Annotated in this window: 21 protein-coding genes; 7 read left to right on the top strand and 14 right to left on the bottom strand. The window is 68.5% G+C overall.

Going from position 1 to position 25,363, the window contains the following annotated elements; genetic code table 11:
* Nucleotides 1-2 precede the first annotated feature (2 nt).
* Nucleotides 3-1,349, top strand: a complete 1,347-nt coding sequence (locus tag BM360_RS07070; RefSeq protein WP_093312806.1) for an ABC1 kinase family protein — start codon at nt 3-5, stop codon at nt 1,347-1,349.
* Nucleotides 1,350-1,373: 24 nt separating this feature from the next.
* On the opposite strand, the gene BM360_RS07065 is transcribed toward BM360_RS07070, so the two are convergent.
* Entirely contained in the window at nt 1,374-2,483 is a 1,110-nt protein-coding gene (locus BM360_RS07065; RefSeq protein WP_093312804.1) for an NAD-dependent epimerase/dehydratase family protein, read from the bottom strand.
* Between the two features lie 181 nt (nt 2,484-2,664).
* Between BM360_RS07065 and BM360_RS07060 the strand changes: the two genes are divergently transcribed.
* Complete coding sequence (locus BM360_RS07060; RefSeq protein ID WP_093312803.1) at nt 2,665-3,600, top strand: NAD-dependent epimerase/dehydratase family protein; 936 nt, start codon at nt 2,665-2,667, stop codon at nt 3,598-3,600.
* 16 nt (nt 3,601-3,616) lie between these two features.
* Nucleotides 3,617-4,513 carry an SMP-30/gluconolactonase/LRE family protein gene (locus BM360_RS07055; RefSeq protein WP_093312801.1) on the top strand — a complete coding sequence of 299 codons (897 nt, stop codon included), beginning with the start codon at nt 3,617-3,619 and terminating at the stop codon, nt 4,511-4,513.
* A 7-nt stretch (nt 4,514-4,520) separates the two neighbouring features.
* Here the strand turns inward: BM360_RS07055 and BM360_RS07050 are convergent, their stop codons facing one another.
* On the bottom strand, nt 4,521-5,681 hold the full coding sequence (locus BM360_RS07050) for an aminotransferase class I/II-fold pyridoxal phosphate-dependent enzyme (protein WP_093312799.1): 1,161 nt from the start codon (nt 5,679-5,681) through the stop codon (nt 4,521-4,523).
* A 91-nt stretch (nt 5,682-5,772) separates the two neighbouring features.
* Between BM360_RS07050 and BM360_RS07045 the strand changes: the two genes are divergently transcribed.
* Nucleotides 5,773-6,831 (top strand): sensor histidine kinase, encoded by a 1,059-nt coding sequence (locus BM360_RS07045; RefSeq protein ID WP_093313850.1) that lies wholly within the window; start codon nt 5,773-5,775, stop codon nt 6,829-6,831.
* Between the two features lie 23 nt (nt 6,832-6,854).
* Here BM360_RS07045 and BM360_RS07040 read toward each other — a convergent pair whose 3' ends face one another.
* From BM360_RS07040 to BM360_RS07020, 5 genes are all read right to left on the bottom strand, one after another.
* Nucleotides 6,855-9,056, bottom strand: coding sequence for a TonB-dependent receptor (locus BM360_RS07040; RefSeq protein ID WP_093312797.1), 2,202 nt, complete (start codon nt 9,054-9,056; stop codon nt 6,855-6,857).
* A gap of 179 nt (nt 9,057-9,235) precedes the next feature.
* Complete coding sequence (locus BM360_RS07035; protein ID WP_093312795.1) at nt 9,236-10,030, bottom strand: ATP-binding cassette domain-containing protein; 795 nt, start codon at nt 10,028-10,030, stop codon at nt 9,236-9,238.
* A 4-nt stretch (nt 10,031-10,034) separates the two neighbouring features.
* Nucleotides 10,035-11,069: a FecCD family ABC transporter permease gene (locus BM360_RS07030; protein WP_207544537.1), complete on the bottom strand. Its 1,035-nt coding sequence runs from the start codon at nt 11,067-11,069 to the stop codon at nt 10,035-10,037.
* A gap of 14 nt (nt 11,070-11,083) precedes the next feature.
* Nucleotides 11,084-11,956 carry a heme/hemin ABC transporter substrate-binding protein gene (locus tag BM360_RS07025; protein ID WP_131819208.1) on the bottom strand — a complete coding sequence of 291 codons (873 nt, stop codon included), beginning with the start codon at nt 11,954-11,956 and terminating at the stop codon, nt 11,084-11,086.
* Between the two features lie 86 nt (nt 11,957-12,042).
* Nucleotides 12,043-12,423, bottom strand: a complete 381-nt coding sequence (locus BM360_RS07020) for a winged helix-turn-helix transcriptional regulator (protein ID WP_093312789.1) — start codon at nt 12,421-12,423, stop codon at nt 12,043-12,045.
* Nucleotides 12,424-12,508: 85 nt separating this feature from the next.
* On the opposite strand from BM360_RS07020, the gene BM360_RS07015 reads away from it, so the two are divergent.
* Complete coding sequence (locus BM360_RS07015) at nt 12,509-13,243, top strand: SDR family NAD(P)-dependent oxidoreductase (RefSeq protein WP_093312787.1); 735 nt, start codon at nt 12,509-12,511, stop codon at nt 13,241-13,243.
* Nucleotides 13,244-13,298: 55 nt separating this feature from the next.
* On the opposite strand, the gene BM360_RS07010 is transcribed toward BM360_RS07015, so the two are convergent.
* Genes BM360_RS07010 through BM360_RS06985 form a run of 6 tightly spaced genes read right to left on the bottom strand, consistent with a single transcriptional unit; the run spans nt 13,299 to nt 20,583 of the window.
* Nucleotides 13,299-15,032 (bottom strand): glycoside hydrolase family 36 protein, encoded by a 1,734-nt coding sequence (locus BM360_RS07010; RefSeq protein WP_165611222.1) that lies wholly within the window; start codon nt 15,030-15,032, stop codon nt 13,299-13,301.
* Nucleotides 15,022-15,993 (bottom strand): Gfo/Idh/MocA family protein, encoded by a 972-nt coding sequence (locus tag BM360_RS07005; RefSeq protein ID WP_093312782.1) that lies wholly within the window; start codon nt 15,991-15,993, stop codon nt 15,022-15,024. Before BM360_RS07005 ends, BM360_RS07010 begins: the two co-directional genes overlap by 11 nt.
* Nucleotides 15,990-17,030, bottom strand: a complete 1,041-nt coding sequence (locus BM360_RS07000; protein WP_093312780.1) for a zinc-binding dehydrogenase — start codon at nt 17,028-17,030, stop codon at nt 15,990-15,992. Before BM360_RS07000 ends, BM360_RS07005 begins: the two co-directional genes overlap by 4 nt.
* Nucleotides 17,027-18,268, bottom strand: coding sequence for an MFS transporter (locus BM360_RS06995; protein ID WP_165611221.1), 1,242 nt, complete (start codon nt 18,266-18,268; stop codon nt 17,027-17,029). The genes BM360_RS07000 and BM360_RS06995 overlap by 4 nt, the downstream gene beginning before the upstream one ends.
* Nucleotides 18,268-19,635, bottom strand: coding sequence for a glycerate kinase type-2 family protein (locus BM360_RS06990; RefSeq protein WP_242653347.1), 1,368 nt, complete (start codon nt 19,633-19,635; stop codon nt 18,268-18,270). The genes BM360_RS06995 and BM360_RS06990 overlap by 1 nt, the downstream gene beginning before the upstream one ends.
* A gap of 42 nt (nt 19,636-19,677) precedes the next feature.
* On the bottom strand, nt 19,678-20,583 hold the full coding sequence (locus BM360_RS06985; RefSeq protein WP_093312776.1) for a LysR family transcriptional regulator: 906 nt from the start codon (nt 20,581-20,583) through the stop codon (nt 19,678-19,680).
* Nucleotides 20,584-20,757: 174 nt separating this feature from the next.
* Here BM360_RS06985 and BM360_RS06980 point away from each other — a divergent pair, with 174 nt between their 5' ends.
* Complete coding sequence (locus tag BM360_RS06980; RefSeq protein WP_093312773.1) at nt 20,758-23,259, top strand: TonB-dependent receptor; 2,502 nt, start codon at nt 20,758-20,760, stop codon at nt 23,257-23,259.
* A gap of 17 nt (nt 23,260-23,276) precedes the next feature.
* Complete coding sequence (locus tag BM360_RS06975; RefSeq protein WP_093312771.1) at nt 23,277-24,551, top strand: MGH1-like glycoside hydrolase domain-containing protein; 1,275 nt, start codon at nt 23,277-23,279, stop codon at nt 24,549-24,551.
* Between the two features lie 16 nt (nt 24,552-24,567).
* Here BM360_RS06975 and BM360_RS19750 read toward each other — a convergent pair whose 3' ends face one another.
* Nucleotides 24,568-25,362, bottom strand: a complete 795-nt coding sequence (locus BM360_RS19750) for a helix-turn-helix transcriptional regulator (RefSeq protein ID WP_093312769.1) — start codon at nt 25,360-25,362, stop codon at nt 24,568-24,570.
* Nucleotide 25,363: the final 1 nt, after the last annotated feature.

Genomic DNA, 25,363 nt, shown 5'->3' with positions numbered 1-25,363 from the left:
CCATGCGCGATGATGATGGAAAGGATGCGCGGCACCGCGCGGTGCCGAGCGGGCGGCTGGCGCGGCTGGGCGGCTTCGGGCGGCTGGCGGGTGGTGTCGCCGGCGGCATGATCGCGGAGGGCGCCCGGCGCCTGGCGGCTGGCGAGCGGCCGCGCGTCGGCGATCTGGTGCTGACGCCGGCGAATGCCGCGCGGGTGGCGGATCGTCTCGCGCATCTGCGCGGCGCGGCGATGAAGCTGGGCCAGATGATCTCGATGGACGCGGGCGACCTGCTGCCGCCGGAACTGTCGGCCATCCTCGCCCGCCTGCGCGACCAGGCCTATCGCATGCCGCCTGCCCAGCTCGACCGTGTGCTGCGGCAGGAATGGGGCGCGGACTGGCGCCGCCGTTTCCGCCACTTCGAGGCGTCGCCCATGGCGGCCGCCTCGATCGGCCAGGTGCACCGCGCCACTTTGCCGGATGGGCGCGTGCTGGCGGTGAAGGTCCAGTATCCGGGCGTCGCCGAGAGCATCGATGCGGATGTGGACAATGTCGCGACGCTGCTGCGGGTGTCGGGCGTGCTGCCGCCGAGTGTAGATCTCAAGCCGCTGCTCGCCGAGGCCAAGCGCCAGCTGTCCGAGGAGGCGGATTATGTCCGGGAGGGCGAGCAGCTGCGCGCCTATGCCGCGCGGCTGGCCGGAGACTCGCGCTACGTGGTGCCGGAGCTGGTGGACGCGCTGACGACGCGGCGCGTGCTGGCGATGACCTATGTCGAGGGGCGGCCGATAGAGGCGCTGATGGAGGCGCCCCAGGCGGCGCGAGACACGGCGATGACGGCGCTCGTCACGCTCGTGCTGCGGGAGCTGTTCGCGTTCGGCGTGATGCAGACGGACCCGAACTTCGCCAATTATCGCTGGCAGCCGGATAGCAACGCGCTCGTCCTGCTCGATTTTGGGGCCACACGCGCCGTGCCGCCGGAGACGCGCGACGCCTATCGCCGGCTGATCGAGGCCGGGCTGGCGCGCGATCTCGATCGTGTGCGCGACGTGGCGGTGGAGACCGGCTTCCTCGGTGCGGCGGCGGCCGACGCGCATCGCCCGGCGGTCAACCGCATGATCGGTGCCATCGATCAGGCGATGAACCGGCCCGGTCCGTTCGACTTCGGCGACCGCGCCTTCGTGCCCGTGATCCGGGACGAGGCGCGCGCCATGATCGCCGATCGCGCAACGTGGCATGTGCCGCACGTCGAAACGCTGTTCGTGCAGCGCAAGGTGAGCGGCACCGCGCTGCTCGCCGCCCGGCTCAAGGCGCGGGTCGACGTGCGCGGGCTGGCGGCGGCGGCGATCGGTCCCGGGGAGGACGCGCCGTAATCGGACGTCTGCTCGGCGGGTGAGCTACCGGGCGGGCGGCAGGATGCGCAGTTGTCGATAGCGCTCGATATATTTCGCCACCGTCGCAGCCGAATCGGCGCAGTCCGCAAAGCCGGCGTGGCGGATCTTGATCGTGCTCGACAGGCCCGACAGCAGCTTGCGCTCGACCGGCAGCTCCGCGCTCCAGATGTCGACGATCTGCGGCGTCGCGCCGAGCAGGGCGCCCAGCTCCTCCGGCGAGCGCAAGCCGTGCCGGCGCACCATACCCGGCCACAGGGGAGAGAGCCGGGTCAGCTCCTCCGAGATGCGATAGGCGCGCGGGCTCCCCAGCGTCAGGCCGAAGGCATCCGCCAGGATCGGGAAGACGTCGTGCATCGTCAGGATGTCGCCGTTGGTCAGGTTGTAGACCTGCCGGCGTGCCTGCGGCGTCGTGGCGGCCCAGGCGCATGCCTTGGCGACGATGTCCGCATCGGTGATCTCGGTCAGCGCGCTCTCACCCGGCGGCATCGGCAGTGCCTCGCCCGCCTCCGCGCAGAGGGCGGCAAATACGCCGAGCGCCAGCGACCAGTTCATGTTGCCGCCGATTGCGGTGCCGATCGTCCCGTTCGGCCGGAGCACCGTCCAGTCCCAGCCGGAGCCGCCTGCGGCCCGCTCCGTCACATAGGCCTGCTGATGGTGGTAGAAGTTGAGCTGCTCGTAGGTGGTGTCGTTTTCCTTGAAGGGCAGATGCGTGCGGATCTCCGGCAGGTGTGAGCCATAGGCTTTCATGCCGTGGATCAGCGTGATGTGGCGGAACGATCCTGCCGCCTGCGCAAGGAAGGGCTCCAGCAGGTTGCGCAGCATCCGCACGTTCTTCTCGGCCTGCGCGGGATCGTCCCAGCCGCGGACGATGTCCGCCTCGTCCTCGTTCACCGCGGCGTAGATGATGTGCGTGATGTCGCTGCGGCTGCCGAAGATCGCGGCGCAGCCCGCTGCGTAAGTCAGGTCGGCACGGACATGCTCGACGCCCGGCACATTAAGCCATGGCGGGCGCCGCGATGTGGCCACGACCTGCCAGTCGGGCAGCGCCGCGAAATGCTGCACCAGCACGGTTCCGGTGACGCCGGTCGCACCCGCGACCAGAAGCTTCGGCATGCTCTCTCTCCCGTTCACCGGCCGCCGATCGATGCTGTGCGGCCTTGTCCGGGGCAGCGCAGCACAGACGTGCGACAATCGCAACGGAGCGGCATGAGCCGGTGCTTGCGCCGTGGCGGCCGATTGCACACAAGGTGCTCAGCGTCCGCCGCCGGAAACAAGAGCGGACAAGGAGAGAGACATGAAGCGGGCAGAGGTTGAAGGCAGCCGGATCCTGATCACGGGCGCCACCGGCATGTTCGCGCGCCCCCTTGTCCAGGCATTGGCGAAGCACGCCGAGGTGTTCGCCGCGGCGCGTTACCGCAAGCAGGCGGATCATGACGATATAGCCGGCTTGGGCGCTCATCCGGTCCGCATTGACCTGTCCGACCCGGCATCGCTGTTCGCGATCCCCGCGGTGGACTATGTCGTCAACGCGGCCGTCGCGAAGAGCGGAGACTGGACGAGCGACCTGCGGGAGAATGCCGAGGGCGTCGGCCACCTCATCGCACATTGCCGCTCGGCCAAGGCGTTCCTCCACATCTCGACGACGGGCGTCTACGCCTTCGAGGGCGGCAAGGCGCGCGCCGAAACGGACCCGCTTGGCGACAATCACCGATCGATGATGCCGACCTATTCGATCGCCAAGATCGCGACGGAGAGCGTGGCGCGCTTCGCCGCGACCAGCTTCGGCGTGCCGCTGGTGATCGCGCGGCTGAGCGTGCCTTACGGCGACATGGGCGGCTGGCCGGTGATGCACCTGATGCAGATGAAGCATGGTCAGGCGATCTCGGTCCATCCGCAGGCGCCGAACGCCTATAATCCGCTCCATGTCGACGATTATGTCGACAAGATCCCCTGGCTGCTGGGAGCCGCGGGCGGCGCGCCGGTGACGGTCAATTTCGGCGGATCGCAGGCGGTGAGCATCGAGGAATGGTCCGCCTATCTGGGCGAACTGACCGGCCTCACGCCCACCTTCCGCGAGGATACGAGCGCCTTCGGCGGTCTGCCCATCGATACGACGCGCATGCATGAGCTGATCGGCGAGACCAAGGTCGACTGGCGCGACGGCATGGCACGGATGGTGCGCGCGGTGGCGCCCGACATGCTGATCGCGGAGCCTGAGCAAGCGCGCTGAACGACGGGAGCGGTGGATGACCGACATCAGCGTCTGCGTCGCATGTGAAAACAGGCTCGGCGAAGGACCGTTGTGGGATGTTGCCGAGCAGCGGCTCTACTGGGTCGACAGCCTGAGGGGCGAGATCTGGCGCTGTGCGGCGGATGGATCGGATGTGCGGACGTGGCACCTGCCGTCCGAGATCGGATCGCTCGCGCTCCGGGTCGGCGGCGGCGCCGTTCTTGCCCTCGCCAGCGGCCTGCACCTGTTCGATTTCGCAACCGGCGCGCTGGAGCCGATCGCCGATCCGAGCGGCGGCGCGGACGGCGTGCGGCTGAACGACGGCAAGGTCGATGCGCAAGGCCGGTTCATCGTTGGCAGCCTCGACATGGTCGCTGTGCACGAGGTGCCCGAGCGGCGGCAGCCCCGCGGCACGCTCTACCGGCTTGATCCGGATCTGACCGTCCAAGAGCTGGATGCAGGTTTCTGCGTGTCGAACGGGCCGTGCTGGAGCCTTGACCGCAGCACTTTCCACTTCGTCGATAGCGGCACCGGCACGATCTTCGCTTATGCGTGGGACGAGGCGACGGGCACGCCCGGCGGGCGGCGCCTGTTCGTGCAGGCGGCACCGGGCGAAACGCCGGACGGCAGCACGGTCGACAGCGAGGGCTATCTCTGGACCGCCTTCAACGGCGCTTATACGGGCCGCGGCGAGCTGCGCCGGTTCGCGCCGGACGGCAGCCTGGACCGCGTCGTTGCGCTACCCGTGCCCAAACCGACCAGCCTGATGTTCGGCGGGCCGGATCTCGACATCCTGTTCGTCACGACCATGAAGCTCGCCACGCCGGTGCCGGATACGCCGCTGGACGGTCACCTCTTCGCGGTGCGCGGCCTCGGCATCACCGGGCTGCCGGAGCCTCGCTTCGCCGGCTGATCCACTCTCAAGCAACGCTCTCAGCTCGTTTGGACGCTCGGCCCTGCGCCTCGAACCACGGCGTCATGCGCGCAATCGCCTCGGTGACCAGCGCCGTCGAGACGGCGAAGGAGAAGCGGATGAAGCGATGCCCGTCGACCGGATCGAAATCGATCCCGGGCGCGGTCGCGACACCCGTGTCGCGCAGCAGTCGCTCGCAAAAGGCGAGGCTGTCGTCGGTCAGGTGGCCGATATCGGCATAGACGTAGAAGGCCCCATCCGGCGGCGCGATCTCGCTCAAGCCCAGAGTGGGGAGCGCACGCAGCAGCGCGTCGCGATTGCGCGCATAGGTCGCGACATGGCCTTCCAGCTCGTCGCCGCAATCCATCGCGATCAGGCCGGCATGTTGCGCCAGCGACGGGGGCGTCAGGAACAGGTTCCCCATGCGGGCGCGTGCGACGTCGATCAGGTCGGGCGGCACGACCAGCCAGCCAAGGCGCCAGCCGGCCATACTGAAATATTTCGAGAAGCTGTTGACGATCAGCGCGTCATCCATGTCCTGCAGCACGCACCGTGCCGGATCGACATAGCTGAGGCCGTGATAGATCTCGTCCGAGATGATGCGGATGCCGCGCGCCCGGCAGACGTCGGCAATGGCGGTGAGTTCGTCCGCCGCGATGATCGTGCCCGTCGGGTTGGCCGGGCTCGCCAGGATCAGGCCCTCCGGTGCCGGATCGAGCGCTGCTATGGCAGCGGCGGTGATCTGGTAGCGCTCGGCCGCGCCGCAGCCAATCTCCACGGGTTCGAGGTAGAGCGCCTTGAGCGTGTTGCGGTAGGAAACGTAACCGGGCCGCGCGAACGCCACCCGCGCGCCAGGCTCGAACAGGCAGGATAGGGCCAGCACGAAGGCGGGTGAGGCACCGCAGGTCAGGATGATCTGCTCGGGATCGATCGCCACGCCGTAGCGCTCGTCATAGAGCCGGGCGATGCGCTCCTTCAGCTTGGGGCTTTCCCAGTAGCCCATGCCGTCCGCATCCAGTACGCGGTGCGCGGCGGCGATGGCGGATTGGGGCGCCCCGGTCGACGGCTGGCCGAATTCCATGTGGATGATCGACCTGCCCTCGACGGCGAGGCGGTGGGCGATACGGCTGATCGCGATGGCGTGGAACGGCTCGATCTGCGCAATCATGCCGATGCGGTACGAAGCTCCAGAGGCGGGCGCAAGCTGCCCCCGCGGATCGTGCGTGACGGCAGCGCTGCAAGCCCATAATGCGGCGGACATGATCAAGGCCGCGACGGACCCTTCAGGACCTGCAAGGTCGTCGCGCTGGATCGAGCAACTGCCGCTCGCCCGCGATCGCCCCGTCTTCGGCGTCGTGGTGATGCTGGCGATCGTCACCATCGCCTGGATGCTCCGCGCGCTGGCCGATCCGCTGCTGCCGCCGGGCTTTCCCTACGTCACCTTCTTCCCTGCGGTGATCATCACCTCCTTCCTGTTCGGCGTGCGCCTGGGCAGCGCGGCGGCGGTGATCTGCGGCATGCTCGCCTGGTATTACTTCATCCCACCCGCGCGAGGGTTCAGCCTGACGCGCGGCGCGGGGTTCGCGCTCGCCTTCTATGTCTTCGTCGTGGTGACGGATCTGGCGCTGGTGCACTGGATGCAGAGCGCCAACCGCCAGCTGGCGCGCGAGCGGGAGGTCAATCGCTCGCTGGCCGACACGCGCGAGCTTCTCTTCCGCGAGCTGCAGCACCGCGTGTCGAACAACCTTCAGGTGGCTGCCAGCCTGCTGACCATGCAGAAGCGGCAGCTGAGCAGCGACAAGGACGCCAGGGCCGCGCTGGACGAAGCCGGCGGCCGGCTGGCCCTGATCGGCAGCATCAGCCGGCAACTCTACGACCCGTCCGGCGCGGCACAGCCGCTGCTGACCTTTCTCGAGCAACTCTGCCGCGATGTGCTGCAGGCGAGCGGCCGCAGCGATGTCGTGCTGGACGTGGCCGGGGACGAGCAGCTCCGCCTCCAGCCTGATGCCGCCGTGCCGACTGCGCTCATCGTTGCCGAGGCAATGGCCAACGCGCTCGAACACGGGCTGGCGCATGGGCGGGCAGGCCGGATCGCCGTCACCTTCGGGCTCGTCGCCGGCGGTGACCTCGAGGTCAGGGTGCAGGATGACGGCCACGGTCTGAGCAGCGGGTTTCGCCTGGAGGACAGCGAGAGCCTCGGGCTGCGGATCGCGACGATGCTGGCGCGGGGGCAGGGAGGCTCGTTCCGGCTGGCGGCGGATCACGGCACCACCGCAATTCTCGCGCTGCCCCGCCACCTCGTCGTCAGCGGCGCCTGACCTGCTAGCCAGGCGCCTGCCGATCAGAAAGCCCGGACTGCCGCGCTGACGAAGAAGGTGCGTCCCGGGCCTGGCACCGCGCCGCTGCCGACACCCGCGGCGTAGCGGTAGTTGGTCTTGTCGAAGATGTTCTGCACGCCCGCGCGCACGGTGAAGCGATCGACGATCAGCGCCGCGGCGGCATCCACCTGCGTCGCACCCGGCAGTTTGCGCGTCTGCGCGGCGTCACCCCAGTAGGCGCTGCGATAGCGCGCGCCACCGGAAAGCTCGATACGGTCGCCATCCCCCGGCAGCGCGATGGCATAGGTCGTCCAGACATTCGCGATGCGCTTCGGCACGCTTGGCACGCGATTGCCGACGAGCGCTGGGGTCTGCGGGTAATCGGTCAACTCGGGATCCTGCAGCGTGAAATTGCCGGTCAGCGTCCAGGCGGGCAGGGGCCGCAGCGTCAGGTCGTTCTCCCAGCCCTTGGTGCGATAGGAATAGACCTGCGCGGTGCTGAGATTGCCGGTGCCGGCAGGGTCCGGCACGGCGAGGATGGTGAAGACGTTCTTGCGCGTCGTGCGATAGACGGCGGACGAGAAGGCCAGCCAGTCGCCCGGTGTCACGCGCACGCCGGCTTCCACTTGCGTGCCCTTCTCCGGCACCTGGCCGACGCTCTGCGGCTCCTCGGTGTTAAAGATCGGGTAGTTGGAACTGGAATAGCCGCCGAACAGCGAGAAAGCGTCGGCCAGCTGGTAGACCACGCCGACGTCCCATGAGAAGCGATCGTCCTTGCGCACCACCGGATCGCCGGGGACGAACGCGCAGGTCGTCGCCTGCGGGGGCGAGCAGACATGCTCGGAGCCGGGATTGCGCGGAATGGCGGAGCGGCCCTCGGCCGACGTCTTGAACCAGTCCTGCCGGGCCGAGAGGCGCAGCTTCAGCCGGTCGGTCAGGCCGATCTGGCCGATGCCGTAAACACCGTAGAAGCGTGCTTCCAGCTTGGCGTCGTTGCAGCTGTGCGTCGCATTGCACAGGAAGGTGAGCGAGCCGAGCGTGGTCTCGGGCGTCACCGGCGCGAAGATGTTGGTGATGTTCGGCAGGTCGGCCGTGGCGCGGCGCGTCGTCGCGTCGATGCGGCGCAGCTCGCCGCCGACCAGCAGCCTGACCGGCATCGAGCCCGCGTCGAACTGCCATGTCGGCTCCGCCTGCACGACGAAATCGTGGATCTCGTCGGTCTGCGCACGCAGCTGCCGGCCGGTCAGTCCGAAGCTGGTGCCGATCGCCGTCAGGCGGCCGCCGGCGTTGCGCGCGAGATCGACATCCCGGTCGGTGTAAGCGGTGCGCAGGTTGACGACGAGGCTGTCGTTCACGGCCCACGCGTCGCTCAGGAAGGCGCGCTTGATCCGCTGGTCGGCGAAGGCGAACGGCGTGTAATAGCGGTTCTCCTTGTCCACGGCCGCAGGCAGGCCGCTGCCGGCCGGGGGTGAGAAGGGCAGGCCGATCGCGTCGGGCGTCGCCTCAAGATCGTGATATTCTAGCCGCAGCAGGATGTCGTGCCCGGCCGGCCGGAAGCCGAGGCTGCCGTAGACCTCGGCCGTCTGGTTGTGCAGGCCGCGATAGCCATCACTGTCGAGGAACTCGCCATCGACCCTGGCCGACACCGTCGAGGAGAGCGGCACATTGATCGACGCATTGGTGGTGGTCGTGTCGAACGAGCCATATTGCGTGCTGATCGCGCCCGACAGCGTGTCGCCCGGACGATAGCGGACGAGGTTGATTGAGCCGCCGGGCTGCGCCGCACCGAACAAGGCGGAGCCGGGGCCCTTCAGCACCTCCACCCGCTCCACCCCATTCAGCGAATGGATGTAGCCGCCGAGATCCGACGTCGTGTCGGGCAGGCCATCGGTCAGGAAGGACAGGTTCAGCCCGCGCGCGGTGAAGCGATCGTAGAAGCCGAAGGCGTAGTTGCCGCCCTCCGCCAGGCCGCTGACGTTGCGCAGCGCATCGCGCAGCAGCACGCCGCCCTGCTGGTCGATCAGCTCGCGCGGGACGAGCTGGACGCTGCGCGGCAGGTCGGCAAGCGGCGTGCCCGTCTTGCCGACCAGCGGCGCGAGTGTGGCAGGCGCCGTGGTGATGCCGGTGATGACGACGGTGCTGCCACCCGTCTCCTGCGCGGCGGCCGGTGCCGCGGCCACCACGAACGGCATGGCGGCGCACGCCAGCTTGCTCAACCTCTTCATATCAGCCCCCAAGTAGCTTGTTCGTCGGAGAGCGCTGACCGGCGCGGCCCTCCATTCACGAGGCAAGCTAGCGGAAACCAGCAATGCTTTGTTACCAATCTTCCACAAGCCGTTGAGCTTGGTTTAGGCGGTCCGGACCACGATCATCGGGTGTGATGGTGCAAAAACGCCATCCTGCTTCATCTGTGGAAACGAAGCGCGGCTTGCCCATCCGCTCCGGTCAGCATCGTCGCACCGACATCGAAGACGCGGCGGATCAGCGCATCGTCCGGCGTCGCCGGGCGATCGAGCGTGTCGGCCACCATGCCGTCGCGCAGGAAGACGAGGCGATCGCCTCGCTCGATCGCCAGATTGAGATCGTGCACCGTCATCAGGATGGTGCAGCCTTCCGCCGTCAGGCTGGCCAGCACGTCGAGCAGTTGCAGCTGGTGCTGGATGTCGAGCCCCGCCAGCGGCTCGTCGAGGAGCAGCGTCCGCCGGACCGGCGCACTCTCATCGGCCCAGATCTGCGCCAGCACGCGGGCGAGCTGCACCCGCTGCTGCTCGCCCCCGGAGAGCGTCGGGTAGAGGCGATCCCGCAGGTGCGCGATCCCGACCAGCGCCAGCGCACCCTCCACGATGTCGCGATCGCGATGTCCGGGCGTGCGTGCGAAATGGGGATAGCGGCCCATCATGGCGACCGTCCCGACACTCACCGCGGCATCGATCTCGACATGCTGCGACAGGAATGCACGACGGCGGGCGAGCGTGGCGGCATCGATCTGCCCGACATCCTCCCCATCATAGAGGACGCGTCCCCCTGTCGGCTTGAGCCGCCCGCTGACGATCTTCAGCAGCGTCGACTTGCCGGCACCGTTCGGCCCGAGGATGACGTTGACCTTGCCGGCCAGCAGGTCGAGCGACACGCCGCGCAGCAACGCCTTGCCGCGGACGGCATAGTCGATCTGTTCGACGGTGAGAGCTGCGCCCGCCATCCGCTCAGCCCGCGAGCCGCCGGCGGTGAAGCAGCAGGATGTAGAGGAACAAGGGCGCACCGATCAGCGCGGTGATGATGCCGACGGGCAGTTCGGCCGGCCGGATGACCAGCCGCGCGAGCACATCGACCAGCTCCATCAGCGTCGCGCCGATGAGGGCGGAAGCCGGCAGCAGGAAACGATGATCGGACGATCGCAGCAGCCGCACCATGTGCGGCACGATCAGCCCGACGAAGGCGATCACGCCGACCATCGCCGTCGCCACCGACACGATCAGCGTGTTCAGCACCAGCAGCCGGAACACCAGCCGATCGGGATCGAGCCCGAGATACGCCGCGTCATCTTCTCCCAGCATCAGCGCGTTGAGCGCCTTGCCCTGTCGCAGCACGATCAGGAGGCAGGGCAGGAAGATCGCGGCAACCAGGGCTGTCCCGGGCCAGTTGGCGGTGGTGAAGGTGCCGAGATTCCAGAAGGTGATGCTGCGCGCCTGCGGATCGCGCGCGATGTAGGAGAGGAAGCCCGTGCCGGCATTGCACGCGGCGTTGACCGCAATGCCCGCCAGCAGCAGCGCCAGCACGTCCGTTTTGCCGAACACCGAAGCGATCCGATAGACCAGCATGGTTGCGGCCAGCCCGCCGGCGAACGCCATTGCCGGCACCGCTGCGGCGCCGAGCGGAGCGGTGATCGCGGTCGCCTCGCCCCCGAAGACCAGCACGATCGACGCGCCCAGCGCCGCACCGCTCGACGTGCCGGCCAGGCCCGGCTCGACGATGGGATTGCGGAACAGGCCCTGCATCAGGGCGCCCGACAGGCCGAGCGTCGCGCCGGTCAGCCCGCACAGCAGCACACGGGGCAGGCGCAGCATTAGGAACACGTTGCGCTCGAACGTGTCCTCCCCTTCGGCGACAAGGCCCAGCGACTGTCCGGCAAAACGCAGCACCTGCGCCGGCGGGAAGAAGAAGGCACCGGTGCAGAGCGCCGCCAGCACCGCCAGCAGCAGCGCCGCCGCCAGCAGCAGCTGGACCCGACTCCAGGCCAAGCCGCGCACGGCGCTCAGCGCGCCGGGTGCAGCCAGCCCGCCACCTTGCGGAGCGCCGCAGGCGTGCGGGGCGTGAAATACATGATCTCGCTCTCGAAGATGCGATGGATGGCGAGCGACTTGCCCGCGGGGGTCAGCGCGATGCCCGGCAGGCTGCGGAACCGCTCCGCACTGCCATAGCGGTCATAGCCGACATCGGTCGCGATGATGATGTCCGGGGCGGCGGCGGCGATGATCTCGGGCGTGAGCCGCGCCATGCCGCCGACCTGTCCGACCGCGTTGACGCCGCCCGCCCAGGCAACGATCGCATCCGCCGGGCCGCCGCGCGACAGGCCGAGATAGCTGTTGTTGAGCTGGCCGAAGTGGATCACCAGCACGCGTGGGCGGGGCTTGCCGGCAAAGCGGCGCATGTCGGCCAGGGCACGCGCCATCTCGCCGCGCCACCGGGTGACGACCGTGCGCGCCGCGGCGTCCCGTCCGAAATAGCGGCCGAGGCGCAGCATCAGCGCCTGCGCGCTTTCGGGCGTAGTGCCCGGCTCCATCGTTTCGATCGGAACGCCGACCGAGCGCACCTGCGCCAGCACCGGCTCCGGCCCGACATTGCCGTCGGTCAGCAGCACGCTTGGCCGCATCGAGATGATGCCTTCCGCGCTCAGCGCGCGATGATAGCCGACGGAGGGCAGCCGCCGGATCTGCGGCGGCTGGATCGAGGTCAGATCACGCGCGACAAGATGCGATTGCGCGCCGATATCGAAGATGAATTCGTTGATCTGCTTGGAGACGCAGACCACCCGGTTGCCCGCGGCGGCGCGCGCGCCACCCGGCAGCAGCCCCGCCGCGCCGGCACCGAGCAGCAGGAGTCCCACATCGCGGCGGCAAAGGGTCATCGTTTCTCGCTTCCAGATCTCGAACAACCGACGGCTCTGGATGATAGAGGCCGCGTCCGCGCTGGCAACCTTTCGAAACAATCGGTTTAGCTTGAGGCGGACTTGCGCGTCCACGTCTCGCGTTCGGCAAAGACGCGGCTGACCTCCTCCATATTGTCGGATCCCCAGGCGCAGAGCGGCGCCAGGGCCTCAGACAGGCTGCGACCGAGCGGGGTGAGCGCATAATCGACCCTGGGCGGCACCTCCCGGTAATCGGTGCGGCTGACGAGGCCATCCGCCTCCAGCTCCTTCAGCTGCTGGATCAGCATCTTGTCGCTGACACCGCGGACGGCGCGCTTCAGCTCGCCATAACGGTTCGGGGACTGCGCCAGGAAATAGACGATCAGCGGCTTCCACTTGCCGGCGATGACACGCAGCGTCGCATCAAGACCGCAGGTGAAGGCGGGGGCGGGGGAAATGTCAGCCATGGGGGTACTTACCAAAAGGTGCATACTTGTCCATAGGTGAGTGGCGCGCCAGCTACGCGGCTCCTCAGGACCACGGAGACGCGACATGGACAGACTGGCAGGCAAGACGGCGGTGGTGACAGGCGGCGGCAGCGGCATCGGGCTCGCCTCGGCGAAGCGCTTCATCGATGAAGGCGCGTTCGTCTACATCTTCGGCCGGCGGCAGGAGCTCTTGGACACGGCGCTGCAGACGCTCGGCGACAATGCCCGCGCGGTCCGCGGCTCGGTCAGCGATCTCGCCGATCTCGATCGGCTGTACGAGACGGTGAGGGCGGAGCGCGGCGGCGTGGACATCGTGCTGGCCAATGCGGGCACCGGCTCGTTCGCGCCGCTCGGCGCGATCACGCCGGAGCAGTACGAGCAGACGTTCGACATCAACGTGAAGGGCGTGATCTTCACCGTGCAGAAGGCGCTGCCGCTGATGAAGGCAGGCGGATCGATCATCCTGACCGGCTCGACCACGGGCGAGATGGGAACGCCGCAATTTAGCGTCTACAGCGCGACCAAGGCGGCGGTGCGGAACCTCGCGCGCAGCTGGGCGCAGGATCTGCGCGGCACAGGGATCCGCGTGAACGTGCTGTCACCCGGGCCGACGCGGACTGACCTTGCGCTGGATGTCGTCGGCGCAGAGGCGTTCGAGGAACTGGGTGCCAGCACGCCGCTCGGGCGGCTCGGCAATCCCAGCGAGACGGCGGGCGCGGCGGCGTTCCTTGCCTCGGACGACAGCAGCTACATGACGGGCAGCGAGCTGTTCGTCGACGGCGGGCTGGCGCAGATCTGAGCCTGCCGGACTGAAAGGAGCGAGGCGCGGCCCCCTCCCGCGCCTCGACCTGTCGCTAGCGCGGCGTGGCTGCCATGGCGTGCGGAGCGAGTGCCACGCCGTCCACCGCAACCGGCTTGTCGCCAAGGTTGAACAACCACCGCCGCGGTGCGGACTCGCGCGAAACCTGCTCGATCACCGTGTCGTCGTGACCGAGACGCGGGAAGCTCCACCCCGGTGTTTGCTGACGCAGCAGGTCCGCGAAGAGCTGCGCGCGGGTGGGTGGCAGCTCGTCCAGCCGGTCGCTGGTCATCAGCACGCCGCCCGCGCCCGCCGCGAAGTGGGCGAGTGCGTCCACCTCGGCGTCGGTCAGCTCGTGGAAGCGATCGCGCAGCAGCACGCAGTCGGGATCCGCCTGCCACAACGTCCCGTTCGCATGGTTGCGGCTCTGAAGGTCGCGCAGCAGGCTCTCGGCCGAATATTCACCATGCCAGCTGACGCCGATATCGCGCCCGATGCGCACCGCATCGACCAGGCCGACAGACGCCCAGAGCGGGCTGCCGCAGCCGGAGATGAGCACGTCCTCGCCCGCCGCCTCGCGGATCAGCGTCATCATCCGGCGCCAGATGGCGATCCGCGACAGGCCGGGCTGGTGCCAGCGCGCGCGCTCGGGCCCATATTCGGCGCCGTGGAGCAGAAAGTCTGCCTTCAGGTAGCGCGCACCCCATTCGTGCACCCAGGTGCGCACGACGCCTGAAATATAGGCGGCGGCCTCCGGGTGGGTGACGTCGAGAACGTGATATTCCTCGGATCGCTTGTGCCAGCGAAACTCGCCGTAGAACCGCATGGCGACCAGCGGGCCGCCGGTTGCGATGTCCTGCACCAGCCAGTCGGTATGGTCGGTGAACAGGCGACTGCGATTGCCGACGAGGAACGGCGCGAACCACAGCCCCGGCACGAAGCCGGCCGCCGCCACCTCCGCCAGCAGCGGCGCCATGCCGCCGGCGAATTGCGGCTTCACGTCCAGCCAGTCGCCCATTTCAGGGGTGAAGCCGTCATCAATCTGGAAGATGTCGAGCGGGACGGCGTGCCGATCGCGGAAGTCGCGTGCCGCGGCGAGATGCTCGCGGATCGAGCCTTCGTCGATCGCGGCGTAGAGATTGTACCAGGAACACCAGCCCGTCAGCCGCCGCTCGGGCAAGCGCGGCGGCAGCGGCGATGCGGCGGCGACCAGCGCGGACCAGCGGCGCAGCTGCGCCTCCACGCCCTCGCCGTCGAACAGCAACAGCGTTTCAGCCTGCATCGCGCCCGTACGGTCGAGCAGGGTCTCGACGTCCAGCTGCATCGCGGCCGCATCGCCGCCGAAACCGAACCGCGTCTGGAACCGGTCGTGCCGCTCGAAGCCGAGCACCAGCGCGGCTTCGCGCCCTGCTGGCAGCAGCGCGGTCGCGGCGAAGCCGAGCGTCGGGGCCTTGGCGGGCGGCCCGTCGCCCGCGGGCGTGCCGGGTGCGACGAAATAGCTGCCGTCCCAGCTTTGATAGCCGTTGCGCAGATAGCGCTCGGCACCGCGAACTTCTGCAAAGCGGAGGCCGAGCGACAAGGGCGGCGGCGCGTTGCCCATCAGCGTCACGTCGATGCGCAGCATGTCGCCATCCTCGGCAACCGTCATCCGCACGGTGCCACCGGAGTCGAGCGGCCAGACCATCGCGGCCGGGCCGATCTCGAGCGGGCCATGTGGCGGCACCGCTCCGTCGATCAGCGGCTCGGGGACGCCCAGTTTGATGCCGCGGCGTGCGAAGTCAGCGTGCAAGCCGGACCTCCTGTCGCGCATCCGCCGAAGTGCGGGCGGCCAGCGCCAGCTTCAGGCTCGCCGCGCCTTCACGCAGCGGCACATGTGGCTGGCGCCTGTCGCGGATCGCCGCGGCGATGTCGGCGAGTTGCGCCTCGAACGGGTTGGTGTCGCCGGCGATCGTGATCGCTGCGGCGGGATCGCTGACCGGCGTGATCACCGCCTCGTTCCAGCTGGCGAAGCGCCCGGTCATGCGTTCGGCATAGACTTGCCATTCCTTGTGCCACACGCCGGGCGTCGCGATGTTGGAGGCGTTCAGCGTGGCGAGACGGCCGTCATCCCAGCCGAACAGGATGGCGGAGACATCCTCCACGTCATAGCCGGGCGTGCTGCCGTGGAAGAGGTTGGCACGGCGCGCATAAACGCTGTCCGGCTCGCCCATCAGGTGCCGGATCAGGTCAATCTGGTGGATCACCTGCTCCAGCATCTGCCCGCCGGATTTCGCCTCCTCGCGCCACCACGATGCGTGCAGCGCATTGCAGTGGTAGGCGCCGGCATAGAGCCCGGCGGGGCCGGTGTCGGCGGCTCGCCACGCGCGGATCGCATCGCCGAACCGGTACATGAAGCCGACCGCGGCGACGACGCCTGCCGCCTCGGCCGCTGCCACCATCCGCTCGCCCGCCGCCATGTCGAGCGCGATCGGCTTTTCGACGAGCAGGTGGATGCCGCGTGACGCGACATGCTCGATCTCGCCGTGGCGGTTGAACGGGGGCAGGGTGGCAATGATCAGGTCGGGGGCCGTGGCGTCGATCATGCGATCGAGATCGATGAACGGCTCGCCGCCATGCTCGGCGGTGAAAGCCTCCGTTCGGCCCATGTCGCGCCCGCAGCCGGCGACCAGATCGAGACCGACCGCCTTCGCGGCGGCGGCGTGCCGCGCGGCGATGCCGCCGCAGCCGAGCAGGGCCACGCGCAGGCTCATGCGTCGAACTCCAGCATCGCCTGCAACAGGCCCGGCTCGCCGGCATCGAGCCGGGCGAACAGGGCTGGCGCTTCGGCGAAAGGCGCGCGGTGACTGATAAGCGGCAGGAGGTTCAGCGTGCCCGCCTGTTGCAGCTCGATGGCGGCGCGCCACAGCCGCGGCTTGGTCCAGCGATAGCTCGCCTCCGGCGCGACGCCCGAAATCTGCGAGCAGATCAGCTGCACGCGATTGTGATGGAATTCCTCTCCCAGCCGCAGACCCGCAATCTCGCCCTGGAAGAAACCCATCGCGACCACGCGCGCCGAATAGGCCACCGCCCGGATCGCCTCGGACAGAGCCGGCGCCGCGCCCGACACCTCGATGCAGACATCCGCGCCGCGCCCGCCCGTCAGCGTCTTGATCGCCTCGGCGGCACCTTCCGCCGGGATCGCCTCGTGCGCGCCCAACTGCTGCGCCACCGCGCGCCGACCCGCATCGGGATCGACCGCGATCACCCGCGCGCCGGAAGCGCGTGCCGCCTGCGCGACGATCTGGCCTGGCACGCCGAGCCCAAACACCGCCACGATATCGCCGATGCGGATCTGCGCGTCATGCACCCCGTTCAGCGCCACTGCGCCGATATGGCTGAAGATGCCGGTCCGCGGATCGGCGCCTGCGGGCATCAGCCGCTCGCGCGCATAATCGGCGGTGGCGACATGGTGCGTGCGGTGGTTCCACGTGCCGTAGACATGCTGGCCGACGCTCAGCCCGTCGATCGCGCCGCCAAGCTCGACGATCTCGCCGACTTCCTCATAGCCGAGGTTGCGCACCGGCCAGTCCCAGCTCGGCGCATCGGCGGGCGCGAACAGGCGGCGCGTCTCGTCCCAGCGGCGTGACATGAACGGGCTGGTGGCACGATATTGGGTCAGCTCGGTGCCCGCGCTGATCCCTGAGAAGAGCGTGCGGATGCGCACCTCCCCGGCAGCGAGCGGCGCATCGGGGATTGGGTCGAACGCCAGCGTCCGCGGCGCGGTCAGGATGAGAGCCGATCCGGTCACGCCGTCACCTCCGCATTGGCAGCGACCGCCCGTGCCGTCATCCCCCGCGTCGCCAAGAGCAGCAGCACCGCGAGCGCATAGAGCGCGGCGAGCGACGCCAGCGCCCCCGCCATGCCCAGCGCGCCCGCCGCTTGCGCGATGAAGAGGGGGGCGAGGCCCGCGCCGAGAAAGCCGCACGTCGTCATCATGCCGACCGCGGTGGAGCGGGCATGCGGCGGCACCACGTCCTGCATCGCGGCATAGATGCAGCCGTCGAACAGGCCCTTGCCGAGCGTGGTTCCGATCAGCACCAGCCCGACCTGCGCGCCGGATGTCGCCCACGCCATCGGCAGCAGCAGCAAGGCGGCGACGGCAAGGCCGATGGCGAGCGTGTAGAAGCGGCCGATCGGCGTCTGCTTGGCCAGCCAGTCCGCCAGCAGCCCGCCCAAGGGCACGGCAAAGAAGCCGGCGATGTTGATGCTGGCCGAGCCGTACAAAGCGGAGCCGGCAAGGCTTTCGCCCAGCATGTCGTGAACGAAGGTCGGCGCCCACACCGTCACGCCATTGGCAACGCCGTTGGCCAGGAAGAACACGGCGAACAGCATGATGGCGGGCTTGATGCCGAGAACGATGCCGTAGGGCTCCTGCGTCCGGCCTGCCTCTGCCGCGGTATGGCGGATCGGCGCGTCCCGCAGCAGCCTGATCAGCGCCACCGCCCATATGACGCCAAGTGCTGCGAAGATCAGGAAGGGGGCGCGCCAGCCGAGGTGATCGGCGATGGCGCCGGCCATCAGTGCGCCCAGGCCCGATCCGGCAAACACTGCGGTCTGGTGGATGGAGAGCGCACGGCTGCGCGTGGCGGTGCGATGCCAGTCACCGATCAGCGCGGTGGCCGTGGGATAATAGGTCGACTCACCTGCGGCGACGATCGCGCGCGTGGCGAGCAGCATGACGAAGCCGGTCGACAGCGGCACGAGGCCCGTGGCCAGGCTCCAGAAGACGAGGCCGTAGATCACCACGCGCGTCCGCCGCGCGCTGTCCCCCAGCCGGCCGGTGAACAGGGCGGCGACGGCATAGACCCAGAAGAAGACCGCCGGCACCAGCGCGAGCTGCGTCGGGGAGAGGCCGAATTCATCGCGGATGGACGGCATCACCGCCACGATGACGGACCTGTCCGCCGCGTTGAGGAAGGACACGATCCACAGCAGCCCGATCAGCAGCCAGGGGTAGCGATCCCGTGGCGCGGTCCGTCCGTCCATCATCGCTCTCCCGGCTCGGCGCGGATCAGGATCGCGCGGAAATCATTCACGTTGGTCAGCGTCGGCCCGGTGATCACCAGATCGCCCAGCGCCTGGAAGAACAGATAGGCGTCGTTGCGGGCTAGATGGGCCGCCGGATCGAGCCCCGCCGCCGCGGCGCGGGCGAGGGTGGAGGGCGTGACGATGGCGCCGGCCGCATCCTCGGTGCCGTCGATCCCGTCCGTATCGCAGGCGAGTGCGGAAATCCCCGGCGCACCGTCCAGCGCAATGGCGAGGCTGAGCAGATATTCGAGATTGCGCCCGCCGCGCCCGGCCTTGTTGACGACGGTCACCGTCGCCTCGCCGCCCGAGATGATCGCGCGCGGCTTGCCGTCCTTGGCCAGCCGGCGGGCGAGCGCTGCGTGGCCGGCACCGAGATGGCGCGCCTCCGCCTGGATGTTGTCGCCCAGATTTGTGACATGATAGCCGAGGGAGGCGGCATGCTGCCCCGCCGCTGCCAGCGCATCGCGGGCGCGGGCGATCACCACCGTCTCCCCGCCGGCAAGGCCGAGGCTGTCGGCGGGCGGCGTCTCGTTCGCCGGATCCGCCAGAGCGCGCGCGACCGAGGCGGGCGGATCGATGCGGTATTTCGCCAGGATCTCGCGTGCGGAGGCAAGGTCAGTATGATCCGCCACGGTCGGCCCGGAGGAGACGAAGGACGGATCGTCGCCGGGAATGTCCGAGATGATCCACGTCGTCACCGCTGCGGCACCGGCCGCCACCGCCAGCCGCCCGCCCTTGATCGCGGACAGGTGCTTGCGGACGCAGTTGATCTCCTCGATCGTCGCGCCCGATTGCAGCAGCGCCCGCGTGATCGCCTGCTTGTCGGCAAGGTCCAGCCCCGGCGCAGGCGCGGCGAGCAGCGCGGAGCCGCCGCCTGACAGCAGCACCAGCAACCGGTCCCCCGCGGACAGGCCGTGCGCGATCTCGAGCGCGCGGTGCGCGGCTCGGATGCTGTTGTCGTCGGGGTAGGGGTGTCCTGCCTCGATCAGCTCGACATTCTCGGGGGGCGTTTCCGGCAAGTGGCCGTGCCGCGTGACGACGAGACCCTCGATGGCGTGGCCCTTGGGCGTGCGCGCCTGCGCCACCTGCATCATCGCCGCCGCCGCCTTGCCGACCGCGATCACCACCGAGCGGCCATGTGACGGCACCGGCATCGTCCGCGGCATCGCCGCCTCGGCCGAGACGGCGCGCACCGCTTCGTCGAACAGCGCGCGCAGATCCGATGCGGCTTCGTCTGAAGCGGACTGTTCGATGCGATCCTCCCTGGCCGGGCTTGTTGCCGGCTGTTTCGCTTTGAAGCTGAAGCGCGGGCGTGCGGCCGCCAAGGGCCATTCGACGGAACAGACTGTTCCGCTCAGCGCAACAGGTCAGCCGATGTCCCAAGAAAGGGTCGGGCGCAGATGCTCGACCAGATGGTCGATCAGTGAGCGCACGCGGACCGGCACTCCCTTTGGATCGGCGAACAAGGCGAAGAAGCTCATGTCAGCCGCCTGCCAGCCCGGCAGCACTTCGATCAGGCGGCCCTCAGCCAGATCGTGCTTGCACAGAAAGGCGGGCAGGCTGGCGATGCCGAGTTCCGCCATCACTGCCTGGCGCAGCAGCAGCAGATCGTTGCACACCAGCCGCGGCAGGAATTCCACCGTCACCTGCGCATCGCCCTTGTGGAGGCTCCAGCGCTGGCGCCGGTCGACGGTGCCCGTGGCGAGGAGGTCGAACCGCGGCAGTTCGACATGGCTCTGCGGCGCGCCTTTGCGTTCGAGATAGCCGGGCGAGGCGAAAGCACCGCACTCGGTCGTCCCCAGCTTGACCGCGATCAGCCCGGAATCGGCGAACGGCCCCACGGCCAATGCCACATCGAAGCCGGATCGCAGCAGCCCCACCGCATCGTCGGACAGGACGGAGACGAGCCGGACATCGGGATAGTTTTGCAGGTAGTCCGCCAGCAGCGGCGCGATCAGGCTTTGTCCCAAAACATAGGGGATGGCGATCTTCACCACGCCCTGCGGCGTACGGCTCTGGTTCTGCAATGCGCGCTCGCCGTCGCGCAGCACGCCGATCGAACGCAGGCAATATTCGAAGAACAGCGCGCCATCCTGCGTCACCGTGACCGCGCGGGTGGAGCGGTGCAGCAGCTGCACGCCGAGATGCTCCTCCAGGCGTGAGACGCGGCGGCTGACGGTGGATTTGGGCAGGCCGAGGATCTGGCCTGCCTTGGTCAGGCTCTCCGTCTCGACCACCTTGGAGAAGACCATCAGGTCACCGAGATCGAGCATGTCCCACCTTTGCCGTACAAGGCAGCGCTAGGCCGCTGTTGCGAAACGAGCAACAGATCGTTGCGCCAAAACCCTCTACCGCCCATGCGGCCCCCCGCTCACGCTTAAGGCAGATGCGTGGGTCACCACGACAGGGGCGGTGGCTCAAACCCGCCCAACGATGGGAGGGGATAGATGAACCGTTTCGTGTTGTTCCGCAGCCGCCGTGCCACGCTGCTCGCCGCCGCTGCGCTGACCGCGATTGCTGCACCCGCCGCTGCACAGCAGGCCGGCGTCGCCCCGCCCGAGCCGACGCCGCCGGGCGGTGCCGCCGCGCCCGCCGTCGAGCAGCCGAGCGAAGCGGACATCATCGTCACCGGCACCAGCCGCGCCCGTATCGCGCTGGACACGCCGCTGGCAGTCACCTCGGTGGACGAGGGGCGTCTGGCCAAGACCGGCGTCAGCAGCCAGGCCGACATTCTCAACACCATCCCGACGATCAAGGCGGATGCGGGCGGCGGCGAAGTTGCCACCAACGTGTTCATTCGCGGCCTGCCGTCGGGCGGGCAGTATCAGTTCACGCCGCTCATGTATGACGGCATCCCGGTCTTCTCCACCTTCGGCCTCAACTCGTCCGCCTTCGACGTCTATTTCCGCAACGATCTCGGGCTGGAGCGGCTGGAGTTCGTGCGCGGCGGCGTGTCCAACCTGTTCGGTCCCGGCTCCGTCGCGGGCCTGATCAACTACATGACCAAGACAGGCGGCGAGGAAACGCACGGCACCGTCCAGCTCGAAGCCGGCCAGCGCGATCGCTACCGCGGCGATGCGGCGATCAGCGGTCCGCTCGGCGGCAACCTCTATTACGCGCTGTCCGGCTACTATCGCTACGACGAGGGTCCGATCCGCACCGGGCTGGACACCAAGGGCTATCAGATCCGCGGCAACCTGAAGTACAAGTTCCCGGACAATAGCGGCTCGGTCACGCTCTACGGCCAGTGGATCGACGATCAGGTGCAATTCTACCTGCCCGTGCCGCTCGATGGCCGGAGCCGCAGCCGGATCGCCGGCAATGACGGCAACAAGGTCAAGCAGGTGATGACGCCGGATGTCGCGGGCATCGGCTACAATACGCCGGACGGCCGCTTCCAGACCGACATCACCGATGGCGTCCGCACGCGCGGCGGCCAGGTGGCGCTGGCGTTCGACAAGGATCTCGGAGGCGACTGGGGCATCAACGGCCGCGCCAAATACTCGGAATACAAGCACAAGTTCGGCCTGTGGTCGGACGGGGACGGCATCGTCAACGTGCCGGAGACGCTGCAGGGTTTCCTCACCAATCGCAATCTGGGCACGCTGGCCAACGCCACCTTCACCTATGCCGACGACGGATCCGCGGTGCCGGGCAACTATCTGCTGTTCGCCAACCGCTTCACCGATCGCAACCGCCCGGCGCATGATTTCACCGCCGAGCTGAACGTCACCAAGGATCTGACCACCGGCGCGGTCGAGCATACCTTCACGCTGGGTGGCTTCTATGCCGACGCCTGGGCACGCGACGAGAATGTCACGACGACGATCCTCGCCGAGTTCAACAACCAGCCGCGGCTGGTGAACCTCAGCGTGCGCAACCCGACCACGGGCGCCGTCACCGTCGTCTCGGCGGGCGGCCTCAGCAATGCGGGCAATACCTACGTCAACAACCGCCACTCGGCGGAACGCTATGCCGCTTACTTCGCCGACCAGATGGAAGCGGGGCGCTTCAACTTCGACCTCGGTGGCCGTATCGAGCGCTTCAAGGGCGAAATTCGCCGTGAGCGTACCGCCACCTTCGTGACGGATACGACCACGCCCAACCTCGCGACGCCGATCCGCGACGTGCAATGGGGCAATGACACGTTCCTGACCGCCAACGTGGATGCCACCGCCTGGGCGATCGCCGCGGGCGCGCTCTACAAGGTCTCCGACACGTTCAACATCTACGCCAATGCTTCGCGCGGCTTTTTCTTCCCGGAAATCCGCTCGGTCACGTTCAATGCGCTGGGCCAGCCCGCCTCCTACAAGGAGGAGGTGATCAAGCAGGCCGAGGTCGGCGTGAAATATGGCAGCGGTCCGATCACCGCGACGCTGGCCGGCCTCTACACCGAATTGTCCAATCGCCGGCAGGTGCTGTTCATCAACGCGCCGGGAGGCGGGCTGCAGGAAGTCGTCAACATCGTCGCCACGCGGTCCTACGGCCTTGAGGCGACGCTCAGCGCCCGCATCACCCGTGCCCTGCGCTTCGAGGGCAATGTGACGCTGCAGGATCACAAATATACCGAGTTCGACACGACTCCGGCGAACATCGGCAACGAGCTGGAGCGGCAGCCGAACATCCTGTACAATGCCGGCCTCTATTATGACGACGGCGCGCTCGATGCGTCGTTCTTCACCAACTATACCGGCAACAATTACACGGCCGCCAACAACGCGATCAAGCTCGAGAGCTTCAACGTGTTCAACCTCGATGCTGGCTACAAGGTGCCGATCGGGGCCAATTCGGTGCGCGTCGGCGTCAATGTGTTCAACCTGTTCAACACCGACGCCACCACCGAGGGCTCACCCCGCCAGGATGCCTCGCAGACAACGGGCGGCGCCTACTTCGTCGGCCGCCCGGTGCTGCCGCGCCGCATCCTCGCCCGCGCGACGTTCAGTTTCTGAGAGGCCTCGACACCGGCATGACGGACGATCTGAACGAAGCCGCCCGCGCGATCCTGCGCGCCAATGATCGCGGCGGCTACACCGTGCCGAACGGCCGGGTCTATCCGTTCCAGTGGAACTGGGATTCGGCGTTCGTCGCGATGGGCTTCGACACGTTCGACCGGGATCGCGCGTGGGCGGAGATCGAATCGCTGTTCAGCGCACAGTGGGAGGACGGTTTCGTGCCGCACATCGTCTTCTGGAAGGACGATCCCGGTTATTTTCCCGGGCCTGCCGTCTGGGGCACTGATCGCACGCCGATGACGTCGGGCATCACGCAGCCACCGGTCGCGGCAACGATGCTGCGGCAACTGTGGGATAGCGCCGTGGCCGCGGGTGAGGCGGACACCTATCGTTCGCGCGCCGCCGCCTTGTTCCCGAAGCTGCTGGAGTGGCATCGCTGGTTCGCGCGCAATCGCGATCCGGAAGGGCGCGGCATCGTCGTGGCGCTGCATCCGTGGGAGACGGGGCGCGACAACTCGCCGGAGTGGGATGCGCCGGGCGAGCCGATCGATATCACCAATGTCGGTGACTATGTCCGCCGCGACACCGGCCATCTCGATGCCAAGATGCGGCCGACCAAGCTGGAATATGATCGCTATCTGGCGCTCGTCCAATATGGCCGTGCGCAGGGCTGGGATCATGCCAGGATCGCGGCGACCAACCCGTTCCGCGTCGCCGATGTCGGCATGTCGATGATGCTGCTGCGCGCCAATCGCGATCTGCTGGCGCTCGCCGAGGCGCTCGGCCGGGGCGCCGACGCCGAGGAACTGCGCGGCCTGATCGCGCGGGCGGAGGCCGGCATCGGCTGGTTGTGGGATGAGGCGAAGGGCACGTGGTGCTCGCGCGATCTGCTCACCGGCCGTCACTCGGGCTTCGTCACCAGCGCGTCGTTCCTCAGCTTCTATGCGGGTGTCAGTGATCCGGCAAAGGATGCGGCGATGCTCGCCCATCTCGAGCGGATCGCCGGGCGCGTGGCGCATCTGATGCCCAGCCTCGATCCGGACGATCCCGGCTTCCAGATGATCCGCTATTGGCGCGGGCCGGTGTGGGCGGTGGTCAACTGGATGATCGGCACCGGCCTGGCCGAGGCAGGTCACGCCGGCTCGGCCGCCAAGGTGCGGCAGGACACGCTGGACCTGATCGCGCGCAACGGCTTCTACGAGGCGTTCAGCCCGATCGACGGCACCGGCAGCGGCGGCGACGATTTCTCGTGGACCGCGGCGATCTGGCTGGCGTGGAACGCGCGGTAAGGCGCCGCTGATCGCGTCAGCGGTCGGGATCGACCTTCGCACCCATACCACCCGCCCGGATCGCCCTGGGACTGGCGCCGAGCAGGCGGCGGAGCGTCTTGTTGAAGTGCTGCGCGTCGGGGATGCCGACGCGCTCGGCGACGCGCCACACCGGCAGATCGGTCGATTCCAGCAGGTAGCGCGCATGTTCGGCGCGCCGCAGCAGCAGCCGGTGCGGCATCGTCGTGCCGAACCGTGCGCGGAACGCGCGGGCGAGATGTGCGGGCGAGCGATCGACCGCCCGGGCGATCGCCGCGGGGGTGAGCGGTTCGTCGAAACGCGCGTCGATGATCGCGGCGGCCTGCTCCGCGGCGCTCGGGCTGGCCTGTCCCGCGCTGTCCGCCAGCCACAGCAGAGCCTGTTGCAGCGCCAGTCCGGCCTGCGCGGCGGCCAGCGGATCGCCCCGCGCATGCAGCGCGGCGACATGCGCCAGTCGCTCGCGAAACGCCAGCGCCGCAGCCCCGAGCGCACGGTGCAGCAGCAGGGCGCAGCTGTCCGCCGCAGCGTCCGCCACGGTGAAGTGGACGCACCAGTGATGCCCGCCGGCCGTCAGGTCATAGGCCGAGACGAGCCCCGCCGGGCTCAGCGTCACGTCTCCGTCCGCCAGCTCGATCTCTCCGCCGGCCAGCCGCATGCGGCCGGCATAATGGTGCAGATGGAGCGCGTGCGTGACACTGCGGTAGCTGGTGCCGAACGCGCGGTCAGCCAGCGGAAACCGCCCGGCGACATGAATGCGCGGCACCGTCGCCAGCGGCCAATCGAGCGGTGTCATG

Origin of the sequence: Sphingomonas jatrophae, from assembly GCF_900113315.1 — a bacterium.
GTDB classification, from domain to species: domain Bacteria; phylum Pseudomonadota; class Alphaproteobacteria; order Sphingomonadales; family Sphingomonadaceae; genus Sphingomonas_P; species Sphingomonas_P jatrophae.
The sequence above is the reverse complement of the archived record's forward strand: the minus strand, read 5'-3'. Positions and strand labels throughout refer to the sequence as shown.

Bases quoted from the DNA above. Each gene is read 5' to 3' on its own strand.
- BM360_RS07005 (WP_093312782.1), bottom strand. From the start codon at position 15,993: ATGAGCCTGCGCGTGGCCCTGCTCGGCTGCGGCGGCATCGCCGCGCGG.
- BM360_RS07055 (WP_093312801.1), top strand. From the start codon at position 3,617: ATGACCGACATCAGCGTCTGCGTCGCATGTGAAAACAGGCTCGGCGAA.
- BM360_RS06975 (WP_093312771.1), top strand. From the start codon at position 23,277: ATGACGGACGATCTGAACGAAGCCGCCCGCGCGATCCTGCGCGCCAAT.
- BM360_RS07070 (WP_093312806.1), top strand. From the start codon at position 3: ATGCGCGATGATGATGGAAAGGATGCGCGGCACCGCGCGGTGCCGAGC.
- BM360_RS07035 (WP_093312795.1), bottom strand. From the start codon at position 10,030: ATGGCGGGCGCAGCTCTCACCGTCGAACAGATCGACTATGCCGTCCGC.
- BM360_RS19750 (WP_093312769.1), bottom strand. From the start codon at position 25,362: ATGACACCGCTCGATTGGCCGCTGGCGACGGTGCCGCGCATTCATGTC.
- BM360_RS06980 (WP_093312773.1), top strand. From the start codon at position 20,758: ATGAACCGTTTCGTGTTGTTCCGCAGCCGCCGTGCCACGCTGCTCGCC.
- BM360_RS07015 (WP_093312787.1), top strand. From the start codon at position 12,509: ATGGACAGACTGGCAGGCAAGACGGCGGTGGTGACAGGCGGCGGCAGC.
- BM360_RS07065 (WP_093312804.1), bottom strand. From the start codon at position 2,483: ATGCCGAAGCTTCTGGTCGCGGGTGCGACCGGCGTCACCGGAACCGTG.
- BM360_RS06985 (WP_093312776.1), bottom strand. From the start codon at position 20,583: ATGCTCGATCTCGGTGACCTGATGGTCTTCTCCAAGGTGGTCGAGACG.
- BM360_RS07020 (WP_093312789.1), bottom strand. From the start codon at position 12,423: ATGGCTGACATTTCCCCCGCCCCCGCCTTCACCTGCGGTCTTGATGCG.
- BM360_RS07060 (WP_093312803.1), top strand. From the start codon at position 2,665: ATGAAGCGGGCAGAGGTTGAAGGCAGCCGGATCCTGATCACGGGCGCC.
- BM360_RS07025 (WP_131819208.1), bottom strand. From the start codon at position 11,956: ATGACCCTTTGCCGCCGCGATGTGGGACTCCTGCTGCTCGGTGCCGGC.
- BM360_RS07045 (WP_093313850.1), top strand. From the start codon at position 5,773: ATGATCAAGGCCGCGACGGACCCTTCAGGACCTGCAAGGTCGTCGCGC.
- BM360_RS06995 (WP_165611221.1), bottom strand. From the start codon at position 18,268: ATGGACGGACGGACCGCGCCACGGGATCGCTACCCCTGGCTGCTGATC.
- BM360_RS07050 (WP_093312799.1), bottom strand. From the start codon at position 5,681: ATGATTGCGCAGATCGAGCCGTTCCACGCCATCGCGATCAGCCGTATC.
- BM360_RS07040 (WP_093312797.1), bottom strand. From the start codon at position 9,056: ATGAAGAGGTTGAGCAAGCTGGCGTGCGCCGCCATGCCGTTCGTGGTG.